Here is a 14,013-nt window from a genome sequence, read left to right as displayed (position 1 = left end):
TCCTTCTTAGTTGTTAGGAGCGCCCGCATCTACCCATCTCTGCAACAGCTCTATATCACAATCCGACAACTTCGCTCCGCCCTGGGGCATGGGGTTATAACCCGGCAGGTGCTTCACGTTTCCCATCAGCTCGCCCGAGCGAATGTACTTCTGAATTACCGAGAAATCCTCCAGGTTAACGCTGCCCGTGAGCAGGGTTGGGTTGTGGCAGCTCCGGCAGTTTCTATCCAGCAAAGGCGAGATGGAAACACTGTAAGAAACTACATCCGGGGTGGTACAGGGCACTTTGGGCCCTGCTATTTCATCGGCTTTATCGTAAGCGCAGCTGCCTAGCATAAAGCTCAGCAGTAAGCACAGCACAGTAGAGATTTTAGTCATTGAAAAACGGTATGCAGAGGTAGAGAAAGCCAGGCAAGCTTTCACGCGGCCTCTAGTTAGGTGTGTACGATGCGTAGCAGGCTGCCCTAGGCACAGTGCCCAGGGGTAGGAGGTCTAAGCGGATTTGTAGAATACTCACATTGCTATGTTATAGCTGGTTTACCCAATGGTGACCTGCTTCGATCAGCACCCCGGAGACTGAACAATAATTTCATTCCCAAAAAGGGAATACCAATATTGCTCGCTCAACCCAGGTCTGCCGACGCTTTGCAACGGAGCCTGACCAAGCCCCCAAAGGCCCTCTTAGCCTGCAGATTACTTTGGCAGCGTATCGTTTGGAGAAAACTAGTTGATAATAAAAGGCAATACCCAAAACGGGAACACAACTCCCATTTTGGATTCCAAATCTACGTAGGGAACTAAGCTCCGGCTTTAATCGGCCTTCCCTTTTAGCTGAAACTCACTAATCGCCCGACGAAGTAGGATTTGCCCCCGTCTAAACATGGAATTTTTAATTTTTACTTATACCAAGTAAATTTATAACTATTTTACATAAATTAATGTCTAAACACTGTCCTACAAATAGTTATATGTTTTTATTTCATAATTCAATCAATTGAACAAACAATTTACAAATGATTCAAATATAAGTAATGTAATAAAATCACTTATCATATTTATATAATTATAACTCCATAGAATTTATCCTTCGTGGCACCTCATAGATTGGTTCTCAGCGCCAGCCGTATGCTGCCAGCCGCTCTGCTGCTACGGAGCCCTTAAGCCATTCCGACTCCAGCCCAGGACCGCTCAGGTAGAGGCAAGCCCCCTGTCCCACAGTCCGGATGATGGCCCGATACTGATCGGGGGGTAGGGCCGGGCAGCCCCGGCTGTAGCCCACCTGCCCGTGCTGCTCGCGGTACTGCCGGCTCACGTAATCGGCGGCGTGAAGCACCACGTAGCGGCGCAGGGCGTTGTTATTCTGGCCGGCATCCAGCCCGCGCAGCCGCCGCGAGAGGCCATGCTTGCCCTGGTATGTATCCAGGGTCTGGTAAAATCCCAGGGCCGTACAGGCCGATTTCAGCACATTGGAAAAACGCCGGGCCCGCAAATGACCGGAGCCGCGGCCGTGTGCTACATGGCTGTGGTGTAGCACCTGCCCTGCCGCCAGATCGAGCACCCACAGCCGCGGCTCCGAGGACGGCATATCCATGTCGGCTACGGCCAGGATACCGGCCTGCCGCACAAGGCCGGCCTTGCGCAGATTCAGGTAGCCCACGCAGGCGCGTTCCAGCACCTGCAGGCGCAGTCCGGCCGCAGCCGGCCCTAGTTTGGCATGCAGTGCCTCCACGGCCTGCCGCACCGAATCGGGCACGGCGGACAGGGGGGTTAGGGGCGTTAGCTCCAGAGAATCGGGCACGACGGCTGCCGGCGAGGTGGCCCCCGGGGCTCCCCCGGCCGGCCGGGACACAGCCACTGCGGGCCGGCGTAAGGCGGCTACTTCTGCCCCCGAGGGTTGACACCCGGCCATGGCCGCGCCCACGGCGGCCAGCAACAGGTAGCGCCGCCACCCGCTACCCTGGGCAGAAGTGATAGGGGCAGGAGCAGCGGATAGTATCATAGAAATACGGTTGGGGAAGCCAAAAATCCGCATTTATGCCACACTACACAAGCCGGGTCCGGGCTACTTTCTCTCTACCGTCCGGCCTCGACGCCAGTAGCTTGAGCACCGCCACCGGCCCCTACCCCTACCCACCACCGAAACCCCTGCCTGCCAGGGGCAGGCACTGGTCAGGAGTGGCCTCGGCTTTGCGCTTATTTGTTCCGTACTTTTGTGCCATTCGGGGCGTAGGCTGGTTATAAGAGCTGCTCTCTTTGTTTTCGTACTTCTTCGGCGCGCCGCGGCGCGCTTTGTTGCTTATGGCTAAAGTTGCAATTAACCTCTCCACTGGCAGCATCCAGCAGGAAGAAATTATCGTCGGGATTGATTTGGGTACCACCAACTCCCTGGTGGCCTATATTCACCCCGACGGCCGCCACCCCCTCGCCATCAACGACCAGGGCCGCGGTACCATTGTGCCTTCGGTAGTGCACTTTCCCGGCGCTGCCGACGCACCCATTGTGGGCACCGATGCAAAGCAGTATCTGCTCACTGACCCGCAGAACACCATCTATTCGGTGAAGCGCCTGCTAGGCAAATCTTACCATGACCTGGGCCAGCACGCCCAGGAGCTGGGCTACAAGGTAATTGACGACAACTCGGAAGGCCTGGTGAAAATCCGGGTGGGCGAGAAGTTCTACTCTCCCATCGAGCTGTCGGCCGAGATTCTGAAGGAGCTGCGCTTCCGGGCGGAGCACGCCCTGAAAACGCCCGTCAATAAGGCCGTTATTACGGTACCCGCCTACTTCAACGACTCCCAGCGCCAGGCTACCCGCGACGCCGGCCGCCTGGCTGGCCTGGAGGTGCTGCGCATTGTGAACGAGCCCACGGCCGCGGCCCTGGCCTACGGCATTGGTCTTTCGCCTGATGAAGAAAAAACCGTGGCCGTGTACGACCTGGGCGGTGGCACCTTCGATGTAAGCATTCTGCGCATTCAGCAGGGCATTTTTGAGGTACTAAGCACCAACGGCGACACCTACCTGGGTGGCGACGACCTGGACCGCGCCATCTATGACTACTGGGCCGCTGAGTATCAGCTCTCGACGGTGCTGTATCAGAATTCTTCGGCCCAGCAGGAGCTGCGCCTGCTGGCCGAGCAGGCCAAACGGCAGCTAAGCCAGCAGGACACGTTTGCAGCCGAGTTCGGGGGCACGACCCTACCCCTCACCAAGGCGAAATTCAACGAGCTGGTGCAGCCCCTGGTGGCCCGCACCATTGCTTCTTGCCGCCAGGCCCTAGCCGATGCCAAACTTGCGCCTCAGGACCTGGATGCCGTGCTGCTGGTGGGCGGCTCTACCCGCGTGCCGCTGGTGTATGATTCGGTTTCGGAGTTTTTCCAGCAGCCGGCTAATAACTCCCTCAATCCTGATGAGGTAGTGGCCCTGGGAGCCGCCATTCAGGCCGATATTCTGGGGGGTAACCGCCGCGACGTGCTGCTGCTGGACGTTACGCCGCTCACGTTGGGCATTGAAACCTTGGGCGGCCTGATGGACCCCATCATTCCACGTAACTCCAAAATCCCGACGAAAGCCGGCCGCCAGTATACTACCTCCGTTGACGGGCAGGTAAACCTGAAGATTTCGGTGTACCAGGGCGAGCGGGACCTGGTAAAGGAAAACCGCAAACTGGCTGAGTTCGACCTACGCGGTATTCCGGCCATGCCCGCCGGCCTGCCCAAAGTCGATGTGAATTTCATCCTGAACGCCGACGGTATTCTGAAGGTAGAAGCCATTGAGCTGCGCTCCAACACCCGGCAGGCCGTGGAAATCAAGCCCCAGTATGGCCTCACCGACGACCAGGTGGAGCAGATGCTGATGGACTCCCTAACCCACGCCCGCGAGGACGTGGCGGCTCGCATGGTCATCGAGGCCCGCACCGTAGCCGAGCAGATGCTGTACCAAGTGGAGCGCTTTGTGGCGAAGAATAGCCAGCACCTCACCGAGGAAGAAATCAGCCAGACCACGGCTGGTGTGGACCGCCTGAAGGCAGCCTTGGACACTCAGGACAAGGACACTATTCTGAAAGCCGTGGACGAGTTGGAAGAACTCACCCGCCCCTTCGCCGAGCGCGTCATGAATATCAGCATCAGCCAAGCTATGGCCGGCAAAAAAATAGAGTAACAGGCTAGCCACGCCGGAGCAACAAAGAAAGGAAAAGGGCTTTACCATACGCTGGTAAGGCCCTTTTCCTTTCTTTGCGCTCCGACTTGGTTTACGGGCTGCGCCGCTGGTTTAGTATTAGGCAGTACAAAAAATAATTTCTTCCCGGGAACTCGGTAGTAAACAGTACAAACCTCTGCTTAGATGAATCCCTACCTCTCCCGGCTTGCTCAACTCGCCCAACAGCGCAGCCGCCGCATCATCGGTCTGATGTCGGGTACTTCGCTGGATGGGCTGGATGTGGCGCTTTGCCGCCTGCACGGACACGGACTGGCTACCCGCCTGGAGCTGGAAGAGTTTACGACTGTGCCCTACCCCACCGATATGCGCCAGCGCATCCGGGAGGTATTTGCACGCCCGCAGGTAAGCCTAGAGTACCTGACGCTACTGCACGCCTGGCTAGGCCGTACGCATGGGGATATGGTAGCAGCCTGCCTGAAGCAGTGGCAAGTAGCCCCTGCCGAGGTTGACCTGATTGCCAGCCACGGCCAGACCGTGTACCATGCCCCCCAACACCAGCACCAGCACCCCGATTTTCCGCTGAACGCTACCCTGCAACTCGGCGACGCCGACCATCTTGCCGTGCGCACGGGCATTATCACCGTCAGCGACTTCCGACAGAAACACATAGCCGCGGGCGGTGAAGGAGCCCCACTGGCCGCCTACGGCGACTATCTGCTGCTTAGCAGCCCTCACGAAGAGCGGCTGCTCCTGAACCTGGGTGGTATTGCCAACTTCACTTACCTGCCTCGTACCGGGCAGGATGCCCACACGGTATTCAGCACCGACACCGGCCCCGGCAACACCCTGCTCGATGCCACGGTGCGCGCCCATTTCCCTACCCTGGCTTATGACGCCGATGGCCGGCTGGCTGCCGTGGGCCACGTGCACCAGGGTTTGCTGGCTGCTTTGCTCCATCACCCGTTCTTCGCAGCCGCTCTGCCTAAAACCACCGGCCCGGAGCTGTTTAATGCCGCTTACCTCCGGCAGGCCCAGGAAAGCAGCGCTACGCTCACGTTGGCCCCCGAGGACCTATTGGCCACCCTAACTGAGTTTAGTGCCCTGGGCGTAGCCCGGGCAGCCGGCCAGACTTTCGGACCGAGGCCAGAGCTGGCTGTTTATGTAAGTGGGGGCGGGGCTCATAACCCTACCCTGCTGGCGGCCCTGCGACGCCATCTGCCGGCCTGCCGCTTTGCCACCACCGAGGCCTTGGGCCTGCTACCCGATGCCAAGGAAGCCATTCTTTTCGCTGTGCTGGCCAATGAAGCCGTAGCGGGCACGCCCATCAGCCTCAGCAGCGGACGGCAGCGGGTGCCGGCCGTCAGCATGGGTAAAATTTCATGGCCGGGGTAGCAGTGAGCTAGTTTTCGGCGCCAGCCAGGGGTATCAGGGTGAAACCGGCTACCTGCCGGCTGGTGGAGTCGCGGAAAGTGACATCCAACTGAAAATGCGGTACGCGCCGCAGGGTGTCGGCACGGAAGGAAAACCCAACGAACGGTTCAGGCGTCTCCGCGCCGCGCAGCCGGTAACCCAGCTTGTACAAATCAATGGTTTTGCCATAGCGGCCGGCCTGCACCCCGAAAGGCCGGGCAGCCACCTGTAGCTGCTCTACGGTTATCGACTGCCGCACGTCGGGCGCCAGGTAGGCATAGGCCACGGCCCACTCGCCCTGTACTACTGCCAGCAGAAACCGGCGCGCTACCTGCACCTGCGAGAGAGGAGCGGCCTGATTCTGGCCCGCGACGCTATGGCGGCTCTCTGGTGCTGGCGCTAATGTCGTCCGCGGAGGGCCAGCCGGCTCCGCCGGTCCAACCAACTGTCCAAACAGAAAAAACAAGACACCAGAAGTCATAGGAAACGGTTGTGCGTAGCTACGGCCTGAAGAATCGAAAGCCGACCTATTGGCAGATGAGCTGACGGGTAATGACCTGTTCCTTCCCTCCAAAAAGCCGCAGCGTATAAACGCCTGCCGCCCAGCCCTGCGTATGCAGGAGTACCTCGGAGCGTGGGCTACCAGAAGTAGCATCCGAGGCCACCAGTTGCCCCAGGGTATTAAACACCTCTACCCGGCTGATGCCGGAGCCAACCCACCGGACGGTGCACCCACGGTTATCCACCGGGTTCGGAAATACTTCCACAGACGCCTCGCGGGAGGTAGCAGCGGCCGTTACCGTTCCGGTCACGCGCAGGGGTAGGGCCCGCGAATTGTTGGTTTCATCCGATTCGCTGATGCGGCTTCGTGGGTCCGCTATCAATAGCAGGTAATAGTTGCCGGGCACGGTAGAGGCCGGAATAGTGAGCATCGGCGCGGAGTGAATAGTACCGCCATTCGGGGGCAGGTTGATACCGCCCCCTATCAAGTCCAGAAAAATGTCGTTGCTGGCTGAGAATACAGTATCCGCCGACAAGTAGAACCCCACCTCGTAGGCTCCGCTGTCCCCAGCTCCCCGGTTCTGAATAAAAGTAAAAGCCCCGGTGCTGCCCCCTGTCGGCACCTCCCCGAACGACAGAGAAGGGCGCCAGAGCATCAGATCCGGTAGTGGCGTAACCCCACGCATAACCGTAACGGGCACGCTCACTACGTTGTTGGTTTCATTCAGCTCCTGCTCCGCGTTTAGCGGGTCGGCTACCAGCAACATGTAATACTTTCCGGCCGGGGTGAGCGGCGGAATCGTGCCGTTGATGGGGCAGGTGCCGCTTTCCCCAGGAAACATCAACGACCGGCAGCTGGAGCCCAGATAAGCATCAGTAGCATCCCAGGTCGCATCAACCGACAGATAATAGCCAATGCAGTTGAACTGGGAACCGTTTGTACCCTGCACCCGAATGGTAGCTGATAAAGGGTAGGTAGCGCCGCTGTACATCAGCGCAGGTATCAAGTAAGGCTCTACTACCACCAGGTCGGGCCTGATCTGGGCAGTGGCGTACAACGGCAACCAGCCAAGCAGCAGGCTTACAGCCAAGATAACAGCAGATTTCATACGATGGATTGGGCAGGGTCAGATAAAACCTGGCTTATTCTCCGTCTTTCGCGGGGGGCACGAGTACAAACACATCTTCGCCGGGGCGTTTCATGATGTACTTTTCGCGGGCAAATTTCTCCAGCAGTTCAGGGCTGCTCAGTAGCTCGGCCCGATCCTTTTTCACCTTATCGATTTCGCGGAGGTAGTACTCTTTGTCATTCTGCAACTCCTGCCACTTGGCGTACATGTCGTACTGCTTCAGGAAGTCGTTGGCATCAAACAGAAACATCCACGCCATAAAGCTCAGTCCCGTCAGAAAGTAGAAGCTGCGCAACAGGCGGGGAATCCGCTCAAATATTCCGGAGAAGCTCATCGCAAAGACGCTGGTTGAGGACTGATTCGGGGGTAGGCCGTTGAGCAAATATCCTATTTTCTGCCCACATCCCAGCTACCTACCTCGCTCTGGCTTCAACCGGCCGCTGCGCACTAAAAAAGGCACCACCAGCCTAAGCCAGCGGTGCCTTTTTACGTGAGTAGGCACACCGAAAGTCGGCGTGGCCGTTCCTACTACATTTTCTTGCCCGGGAAGTAAGCCGTTTCGCCCAGTTCTTCCTCAATGCGGAGCAACTGGTTGTACTTAGCCATCCGGTCGGAGCGCGATGCCGAGCCCGTCTTGATCTGGCCGGTGTTCAGGGCCACGGCCAGGTCAGAAATGGTGTTGTCTTCCGTCTCACCCGAGCGGTGCGACATGATGCTCTTGTAGCCGTGGCGGCGGCCCAGGTTGATGGCGTCAATCGTCTCGGTCAGGGTACCAATCTGGTTTACCTTGATCAGGATGGCGTTGGCAATTTGCTCGTCAATGCCGCGCTGCAGGCGGTTTACGTTGGTCACAAACAGGTCGTCGCCCACCAGCTGGGTAGTCGAGCCGATGCTGTCCGTCAGGTTTTTCCAACCGGTCCAGTCGTCTTCGTCCATGCCGTCCTCAATGCTGATGATGGGGTACTTCTTGGTCCAATCGGTCCAGTAAGCTACCATTTCCGAAGAAGTCAGCTTGTCGCCGGTGCTCTTCTTGAAGTGATAGTGCCCATCGGAGTAGAACTCCGAGGCAGCAGCATCCATGGCAATCATCACGTCGTCGCCGGGCTTGTAGCCAGCCGTTTCAATGGCCTGCAGTACTACCTTAATGGCGTCTTCGTTGGATTTGATGTTCGGGGCAAAACCACCTTCATCGCCTACGTTCGTGCTCAGACCTTGCTTCTTGAGCACGTTTTTCAGGTGATGAAAAATTTCCGTACCCCAGCGCAGAGCCTCCGAAAACGAAGAAGCACCTACAGGCATAATCATGAACTCCTGGAAGTCGATGCTGTTGTCGGCGTGCGAGCCACCGTTCAGGATGTTCATCATCGGCACGGGCAGCGTGGTAGCGTTTACCCCCCCTACGTAGCGGTACAGGGGCATGCCGGCCTCGGCAGCAGCAGCGCGGGCAATGGCCAGCGAAGCGCCCAGGATAGCGTTGGCGCCCAGGTTGGCTTTGTTCGGGGTGCCATCCAGCTCCAGCATAATTTTATCGAGCAGGCCCTGCTCGAATACTGAGAAGCCAATCAGCTCTTCAGCAATTTTGCTGTTTACATTCTCCACCGCCTTCAGCACGCCCTTGCCCATATACTTCGACTTGTCGTCGTCGCGCAGTTCCACGGCTTCGTGTTTGCCTGTAGAGGCACCTGACGGCACAGCCGCGCGGCCTACAGTGCCGTTTTCAGTGGTTACATCCACCTCAACGGTTGGGTTGCCGCGGGAATCGAAAATCTGACGAGCGTGAATTTCGGTGATAATGCTCATAAGGAATGAGGAAATGGGTGAAATGAATCAAGGTTGAAGCCCGACAGCTGCCTGTCAGGGTTTGCGCCGCAAGGTAAAAATTAGCCCCGACGTTTCAGCTTCAGAATTTCGCTCATTCCTGCGCTTCCCCTCCTACCCCTCATGTGCCGTTAAGCCTAAGCTCGTATGTAACCCAGGCTCGCTCAATCAAACTAAAGGATTCTGCTAGCCTCCTACCCCTCTCCATCAGCTAAAGCTCGTCAGCACGTTACTAAGCCTGTCTGTTTACTTCCTTGTCATTATAGCACCGACAATAAAAAAGAGGCTGCCCCGAATGGAGCAGCCTCTTTTTCTAATGACGCCGTGACTACAGCTTACGAAGCAGCTTCTTCGTCAGCCTTGGCTTCGTCGCGGGTTTCACCTTCCTGTACGGTGGTAGTAGCCGTGTCAGCAGGAGCAGCAGTTTCTACTACTGCAGCCGGAGCTACAGCCTCGCCAGCCGGAGCGTCAGCTTTCTTCTTGCTGCGCGAACGACGGGTAGCCGGAGCAGCAGCTTTAGCTTCGCCAGCATTCTTAGCTTCCAGCAGGGTTTCGTTGAAGTCAACCAGCTCGATGATGCACATCTCAGCGTTGTCGCCCAGACGCACGTCGCTCAGCTTGATGATACGAGTGTAACCACCCGGGCGGTTAGCTACTTTGCTCGATACCGTGCCGAACAGCTCTTTCAGCGCTTCTTTGTTGCCCAGCTCAGCGAAAACCAGACGACGCGAGTGCGTAGTGTCGTTTTTCGACTTGGTCAGCAGGGGCTCTACAAACTTGCGCAGTGCTTTTGCTTTGGCAACCGTCGTTGAGATACGCTTGTGCAGAATCAGCGACGAAGCCATGTTTGAAAGCATGGCGTTGCGGTGCGAGGCCGTCCGGCCGAGGTGGTTGATGGTTTTACCGTGACGCATAAAATGAAAAGAGGTGTAAGCTTGCGGACAACGACCACGGCGGAAAACGGTCTGTTACCAGACTACTCTCACATTAGAACCGCTGTCCCTCAGGGCCTACTGAGTTAATAAAGTGTGAAAACGGAGTGCAAAGGTACACAATACCTTGCTATGAAAAATGGGCTGAAGTGAATATGTGCACAACACACCATTCACATTCAGCCCAGTCTCATCGAATTTACTATTCTTCGTCGAGCTTGTAGCGGCTCAGGTCCATGCCGAAAGTCAGGCCTTTTTCCTCTACCAGGTTCTCCAACTCGGTCAGCGACTTCTTGCCGAAGTTGCGGAACTTCATCATGTCGGCCATGTCAAGCTGCACCAGGTCACCGAGCGTCTTAATGTCGGCAGCCTTGAGGCAGTTGTAAGCACGTACACTCAGGTCCATGTCCGCCAGGGGCGTCTTCAGCACTTTGCGCATGTGCAGCGTTTCTTCATCAACCGTTTCCTCTTCCTCAGCCTTGGCCGTTTCGAAGGTCATGGTGCTGTCGGAGAACAGCATGAAGTGCTGGATCAGGATGTTGGCAGCCCCTTTCAGTGCGTCTTCCGGATGAATCGAGCCGTCCGTGTGAATCTCGATAACGAGTTTCTCATAGTCCGTCTTCTGCTCCACACGGGTATTTTCGATGCTGTACTTCACGTTTTTGATCGGCGTGAAGATGGCATCAATGGCAATCTGACCAAATACCTGATCAGCGGGCTTGTTCTCTTCGGCGGGAACGTAGCCACGGCCTTTCTGAATCGTGAACTCAAACTCCAGTTCGGTAGCCGGGTCCACATTGCAGATTACCAGCTCCGGGTTCAGCACCTGGAAGCCAGTCGTAAACTTATTGATATCGCCGGCCGAGAAGGTATCCTGCCCTTTTACGCGCACCGTGATTTTATCCTCGATGGCGTCGCTCACTTTCTTGAAGCGAACCTGTTTCAGGTTCAGGATGATTTCGGACATATCCTCAATCACCCCTTCAATCGTCATGAACTCGTGCAGAACGCTGTTGGTGCGCACCGACGTGATGGCATAGCCCTCCAGCGACGACAGCAGGATACGGCGCAAAGCGTTGCCGATCGTGACGCCGTAGCCTTTCTCCAGCGGTTTGAATTCAAACGTTCCGTAGAAGTCGTCGGATTTCTCCATTACCACCTTCTCCGGCATTTGAAAAGCTAAGATTGACATAAGTGGGGCGGTTTATTAGTATTGAGTAAAAGGTATCAGGTAGTAAGACAGCTAAAACAGTCCTAATACCTAATACCCAATACTTGAATCCATTAAAAGCCGAAGCAGAGAAACGGCCCGGACTGCCGGGCCGTTCCAAGAATTACTTCGAGTACAACTCGACGATGAGCTGCTCCGTGATTTTCTCCGGAATCAGGTCACGCGAGGGGGCGCTGATGAACTTGCCCACCAGTTCCTTGCCATCCCACTCCAGCCACGAGAAAGCGCGGGCGTTGCGGGCGCTCAGGCTGGTCGTAATAGCCTCCAGCGACTTTGATTTTTCACGTACGGCAACTACGTCACCAGCACGCAGACGGTAAGAGGCAATATTTACTACCTCTCCGTTTACCGTGATGTGCTTGTGCAGCACCAGTTGACGAGCAGCACGACGGGTAGGGGCGATACCCAAACGGTAAACCGTGTTATCAAGACGCGACTCCAGCAAAGCCAGCAGGTTGTCGCCGGTGATACCGGGCAGAGTAGCGGCTTTGTGGAACAAGTTTTCGAACTGCTTCTCCAGTACGCCGTACATGTACTTCACTTTCTGCTTTTCCATCAGCTGGACAGCGTACTCGCTCTGCTTCTTACGACGACCGCGGCCGTGCTGGCCCGGAGGATATGCTTTTTTGGTGAGTGCCTTGCTCGGGCCGAAAATCGGCTCATTGAAGCGACGGGCAATCTTGGTTTTAGGACCAGTATAACGTGCCATTTCAGGTTTGTTGAGTTTTGAGGGGGTTGAACCGCGCGTGTCGGACTCCCGAGGCGCACCTTGCAGGGGTGAAAAGGCGCAACCGGAATCCGACACCGGTGACCTGCAGTGCAGGCCTGTTCACTAAATCAAACGCGACGACGTTTGGGAGGACGGCAGCCATTGTGGGGCAGCGGCGTCACGTCCTTAATGGTCGTTACCTCAATACCCACGTTACCCAGCGTACGGATAGCCGACTCACGGCCAGCGCCCGGACCCTTCACGAACACCTCAGCTTTACGCAGACCCAGGTCGTGGGCTACTTTGCCGCAGTCCGTAGCAGCCATCTGAGCTGCGTAGGGGGTGTTCTTCTTAGAACCCCGGAAGCCCATCTTACCAGCAGAAGCCCAGGAGATTACTTGGCCATTGTTGTTGGTGATGGAAATGATGATGTTGTTGAACGAGGCCTTGATGTGTACTTGACCTACAGGTTCTACAACGACAACGCGCTTTTTGGCTTTGTCTTTTCTTTTTTGTGCCATTTGGTTATCGCAAAAAACTGCGGAAGGTGTTGAAGCCCGCCTCTAACACGAGAAGCTAGGCTTCGATTCCCGCTACAGATTATTTAGTAGCCTTTTTCTTGCCAGCAACGGTCTTGCGCTTGCCCTTACGGGTACGCGAGTTGTTCTTGGTGCGCTGACCACGAACCGGCAGACCTTTGCGGTGACGCAGACCCCGGTAGCAACCGATGTCCATCAGGCGCTTGATGTTCAACTGCACTTCTGAGCGCAGCACACCTTCGGTCTTATACTCGGCGGCAATCACGCCGCGGATCTCGCCGGCTTCGGCTTCAGTCCAATCCTTAACCTTTTTGTTCAGGTCAACGCCTGCTTTGGTAAGGATCTGCTGAGCAGAAGGACGGCCAATGCCGAAGATGTAGGTCAGCGCGATTTCACCGCGCTTGTTGTCTGGGATATCTACCCCTGCAATACGAGCCATGTGCTTTCTTAAAAAGTCTGGTGCTACTAGCCCTGACGCTGCTTATAGCGCGGGTTCTTTTTGTTAATCACGTAGAGCTTGCCCTTGCGGCGAATGATTTTGCAATCAACGCTACGCTTTTTTACTGACGCTTTGACTTTCATGTCGTCGGGTTATTTGTAACGGTACACAATTCGTCCCTTCGACAAATCGTAGGGCGACATTTCGAGTTTTACCTTATCTCCCGGCAGGATCTTGATGTAGTGCATCCGCATCTTGCCCGAAATGTGGGCAATCAACTGGTGACCGTTTTCCAGCTCCACACGGAACATGGCGTTGGATAAGGCTTCCAGGATGACACCGTCCTGCTCAATGGAAGTTTGTTTGGCCATAAGGCTACTGTAAGGCTTTTTCTATGTATTCGAAGGAGGTAAGTATTTCCGCCTTGTCTTTGCGAACAACTACGGTGTGCTCAAAGTGTGCAGAAGGTTTCAAATCCTTGGTCCGGATGGTCCAACCATCCTTCTCTTGGATTACATCCTTCTTACCAAGGTTCACCATAGGCTCGATGGCAAGCACTAGCCCGGTTTGCAGCTTCAGACCCGCACCACGCTTTCCGTAGTTAGGTACTTCAGGCCGCTCGTGTAGCTTTTTACCAATACCATGGCCTACCAATTCGCGAACCACTCCGTAGCCTTGTTTCTCAACATGGTTTTGGATGGCATAGCTAACATCACCCATTCGGTTACCTGCTACTGCTTGCTCGATACCGAGATACAATGACTTTTTGGTTTCCTCCAGCAATTTGGCGACTTCTGGAGCAACTTCCCCTACTGGGTAAGTATAAGCACTGTCAGCATGATAACCGTTGAGTAGGACTCCGCAGTCGATTGAGACAACATCTCCACTCTTCAATGTATAGCCTCCCGGAAAACCGTGTACTACAACTGAGTTAGGTGAGATACAGAGGCTGTACTCAAAGCCATTGTAACCTTTGAATGAAGGTTGTCCACCATGGTCGCGAATGAACTCCTCAGCCCGCTGATCTAATGCGCGCGTGGTAACTCCTTCCCGAATCATGCTGGCCACTTCTCCGTGGGCTTGGGCTAGCACTTTGGCGCTGGCCCGCATGAGTGCTATTTCCTCTTCGGTCTTGTAAAAAATCAT

Annotated in this window: 16 protein-coding genes; 2 read left to right on the top strand and 14 right to left on the bottom strand. The window is 55.8% G+C overall.

Annotated elements, in window-relative coordinates; genetic code table 11:
* Positions 1 to 6: 6 nt before the first annotated feature.
* Together FGZ14_RS18770 and FGZ14_RS18765 are read right to left on the bottom strand one after the other, a co-directional pair.
* Entirely contained in the window at positions 7 to 378 is a 372-nt protein-coding gene (locus FGZ14_RS18770) for a hypothetical protein (RefSeq protein ID WP_139925689.1), read from the bottom strand.
* Positions 379 to 1,111: 733 nt separating this feature from the next.
* On the bottom strand, positions 1,112 to 1,999 hold the full coding sequence (locus tag FGZ14_RS18765) for a murein L,D-transpeptidase catalytic domain family protein (protein ID WP_180754414.1): 888 nt from the start codon (positions 1,997 to 1,999) through the stop codon (positions 1,112 to 1,114).
* A gap of 299 nt (positions 2,000 to 2,298) precedes the next feature.
* Between FGZ14_RS18765 and hscA the strand changes: the two genes are divergently transcribed.
* The gene (gene hscA / locus FGZ14_RS18760) at positions 2,299 to 4,158 is read left to right on the top strand and encodes a Fe-S protein assembly chaperone HscA (RefSeq protein WP_139925687.1); all 1,860 of its coding nucleotides are present in this window, start codon (positions 2,299 to 2,301) and stop codon (positions 4,156 to 4,158) included.
* A 183-nt stretch (positions 4,159 to 4,341) separates the two neighbouring features.
* The gene (locus tag FGZ14_RS18755; RefSeq protein ID WP_139925686.1) at positions 4,342 to 5,550 is read left to right on the top strand and encodes an anhydro-N-acetylmuramic acid kinase; all 1,209 of its coding nucleotides are present in this window, start codon (positions 4,342 to 4,344) and stop codon (positions 5,548 to 5,550) included.
* 7 nt (positions 5,551 to 5,557) lie between these two features.
* Here FGZ14_RS18755 and FGZ14_RS18750 read toward each other — a convergent pair whose 3' ends face one another.
* From FGZ14_RS18750 to map, 12 genes are all read right to left on the bottom strand, one after another.
* Complete coding sequence (locus FGZ14_RS18750; protein ID WP_139925685.1) at positions 5,558 to 6,049, bottom strand: hypothetical protein; 492 nt, start codon at positions 6,047 to 6,049, stop codon at positions 5,558 to 5,560.
* A gap of 46 nt (positions 6,050 to 6,095) precedes the next feature.
* Complete coding sequence (locus FGZ14_RS18745; protein ID WP_139925684.1) at positions 6,096 to 7,178, bottom strand: CARDB domain-containing protein; 1,083 nt, start codon at positions 7,176 to 7,178, stop codon at positions 6,096 to 6,098.
* 34 nt (positions 7,179 to 7,212) lie between these two features.
* Positions 7,213 to 7,533: a septum formation initiator family protein gene (locus FGZ14_RS18740; protein ID WP_139925683.1), complete on the bottom strand. Its 321-nt coding sequence runs from the start codon at positions 7,531 to 7,533 to the stop codon at positions 7,213 to 7,215.
* A 194-nt stretch (positions 7,534 to 7,727) separates the two neighbouring features.
* Entirely contained in the window at positions 7,728 to 8,999 is a 1,272-nt protein-coding gene (gene eno, locus FGZ14_RS18735) for a phosphopyruvate hydratase (protein WP_139925682.1), read from the bottom strand.
* A 353-nt stretch (positions 9,000 to 9,352) separates the two neighbouring features.
* The gene (rplQ, locus tag FGZ14_RS18730) at positions 9,353 to 9,931 is read right to left on the bottom strand and encodes a 50S ribosomal protein L17 (protein ID WP_110976730.1); all 579 of its coding nucleotides are present in this window, start codon (positions 9,929 to 9,931) and stop codon (positions 9,353 to 9,355) included.
* 220 nt (positions 9,932 to 10,151) lie between these two features.
* Complete coding sequence (locus FGZ14_RS18725) at positions 10,152 to 11,141, bottom strand: DNA-directed RNA polymerase subunit alpha (RefSeq protein WP_139925681.1); 990 nt, start codon at positions 11,139 to 11,141, stop codon at positions 10,152 to 10,154.
* A 142-nt stretch (positions 11,142 to 11,283) separates the two neighbouring features.
* Positions 11,284 to 11,889 carry a 30S ribosomal protein S4 gene (rpsD, locus tag FGZ14_RS18720; protein ID WP_110976728.1) on the bottom strand — a complete coding sequence of 202 codons (606 nt, stop codon included), beginning with the start codon at positions 11,887 to 11,889 and terminating at the stop codon, positions 11,284 to 11,286.
* Between the two features lie 128 nt (positions 11,890 to 12,017).
* Positions 12,018 to 12,410: a 30S ribosomal protein S11 gene (gene rpsK, locus FGZ14_RS18715; protein ID WP_110977283.1), complete on the bottom strand. Its 393-nt coding sequence runs from the start codon at positions 12,408 to 12,410 to the stop codon at positions 12,018 to 12,020.
* A 79-nt stretch (positions 12,411 to 12,489) separates the two neighbouring features.
* A complete protein-coding gene (gene rpsM, locus FGZ14_RS18710) occupies positions 12,490 to 12,867 on the bottom strand; it encodes a 30S ribosomal protein S13 (RefSeq protein WP_045688471.1) in 378 nt (125 codons plus the stop codon).
* A gap of 26 nt (positions 12,868 to 12,893) precedes the next feature.
* Positions 12,894 to 13,010 carry a 50S ribosomal protein L36 gene (gene rpmJ / locus FGZ14_RS18705; RefSeq protein ID WP_045688470.1) on the bottom strand — a complete coding sequence of 39 codons (117 nt, stop codon included), beginning with the start codon at positions 13,008 to 13,010 and terminating at the stop codon, positions 12,894 to 12,896.
* Between the two features lie 9 nt (positions 13,011 to 13,019).
* Complete coding sequence (gene infA / locus FGZ14_RS18700; RefSeq protein ID WP_022822146.1) at positions 13,020 to 13,238, bottom strand: translation initiation factor IF-1; 219 nt, start codon at positions 13,236 to 13,238, stop codon at positions 13,020 to 13,022.
* Between the two features lie 4 nt (positions 13,239 to 13,242).
* Positions 13,243 to 14,013, bottom strand: a complete 771-nt coding sequence (map, locus tag FGZ14_RS18695; protein WP_139925680.1) for a type I methionyl aminopeptidase — start codon at positions 14,011 to 14,013, stop codon at positions 13,243 to 13,245.

This window comes from Hymenobacter sp. DG01 (assembly GCF_006352025.1).
Classification (GTDB): Bacteria; Bacteroidota; Bacteroidia; order Cytophagales; family Hymenobacteraceae; genus Hymenobacter.
The sequence above is the reverse complement of the archived record's forward strand: the minus strand, read 5'-3'. Positions and strand labels throughout refer to the sequence as shown.

What these genes read in the sequence shown, in the direction of transcription:
- FGZ14_RS18770 (WP_139925689.1), bottom strand. Translation starts at nt 378, where the DNA reads ATGACTAAAATCTCTACTGTGCTGTGCTTACTGCTGAGCTTTATGCTA.
- FGZ14_RS18765 (WP_180754414.1), bottom strand. Translation starts at nt 1,999, where the DNA reads ATGATACTATCCGCTGCTCCTGCCCCTATCACTTCTGCCCAGGGTAGC.
- hscA (WP_139925687.1), top strand. Translation starts at nt 2,299, where the DNA reads ATGGCTAAAGTTGCAATTAACCTCTCCACTGGCAGCATCCAGCAGGAA.
- FGZ14_RS18755 (WP_139925686.1), top strand. Translation starts at nt 4,342, where the DNA reads ATGAATCCCTACCTCTCCCGGCTTGCTCAACTCGCCCAACAGCGCAGC.
- FGZ14_RS18750 (WP_139925685.1), bottom strand. Translation starts at nt 6,049, where the DNA reads ATGACTTCTGGTGTCTTGTTTTTTCTGTTTGGACAGTTGGTTGGACCG.
- FGZ14_RS18745 (WP_139925684.1), bottom strand. Translation starts at nt 7,178, where the DNA reads ATGAAATCTGCTGTTATCTTGGCTGTAAGCCTGCTGCTTGGCTGGTTG.
- FGZ14_RS18740 (WP_139925683.1), bottom strand. Translation starts at nt 7,533, where the DNA reads ATGAGCTTCTCCGGAATATTTGAGCGGATTCCCCGCCTGTTGCGCAGC.
- eno (WP_139925682.1), bottom strand. Translation starts at nt 8,999, where the DNA reads ATGAGCATTATCACCGAAATTCACGCTCGTCAGATTTTCGATTCCCGC.
- rplQ (WP_110976730.1), bottom strand. Translation starts at nt 9,931, where the DNA reads ATGCGTCACGGTAAAACCATCAACCACCTCGGCCGGACGGCCTCGCAC.
- FGZ14_RS18725 (WP_139925681.1), bottom strand. Translation starts at nt 11,141, where the DNA reads ATGTCAATCTTAGCTTTTCAAATGCCGGAGAAGGTGGTAATGGAGAAA.
- rpsD (WP_110976728.1), bottom strand. Translation starts at nt 11,889, where the DNA reads ATGGCACGTTATACTGGTCCTAAAACCAAGATTGCCCGTCGCTTCAAT.
- rpsK (WP_110977283.1), bottom strand. Translation starts at nt 12,410, where the DNA reads ATGGCACAAAAAAGAAAAGACAAAGCCAAAAAGCGCGTTGTCGTTGTA.
- rpsM (WP_045688471.1), bottom strand. Translation starts at nt 12,867, where the DNA reads ATGGCTCGTATTGCAGGGGTAGATATCCCAGACAACAAGCGCGGTGAA.
- rpmJ (WP_045688470.1), bottom strand. Translation starts at nt 13,010, where the DNA reads ATGAAAGTCAAAGCGTCAGTAAAAAAGCGTAGCGTTGATTGCAAAATC.
- infA (WP_022822146.1), bottom strand. Translation starts at nt 13,238, where the DNA reads ATGGCCAAACAAACTTCCATTGAGCAGGACGGTGTCATCCTGGAAGCC.
- map (WP_139925680.1), bottom strand. Translation starts at nt 14,013, where the DNA reads ATGATTTTTTACAAGACCGAAGAGGAAATAGCACTCATGCGGGCCAGC.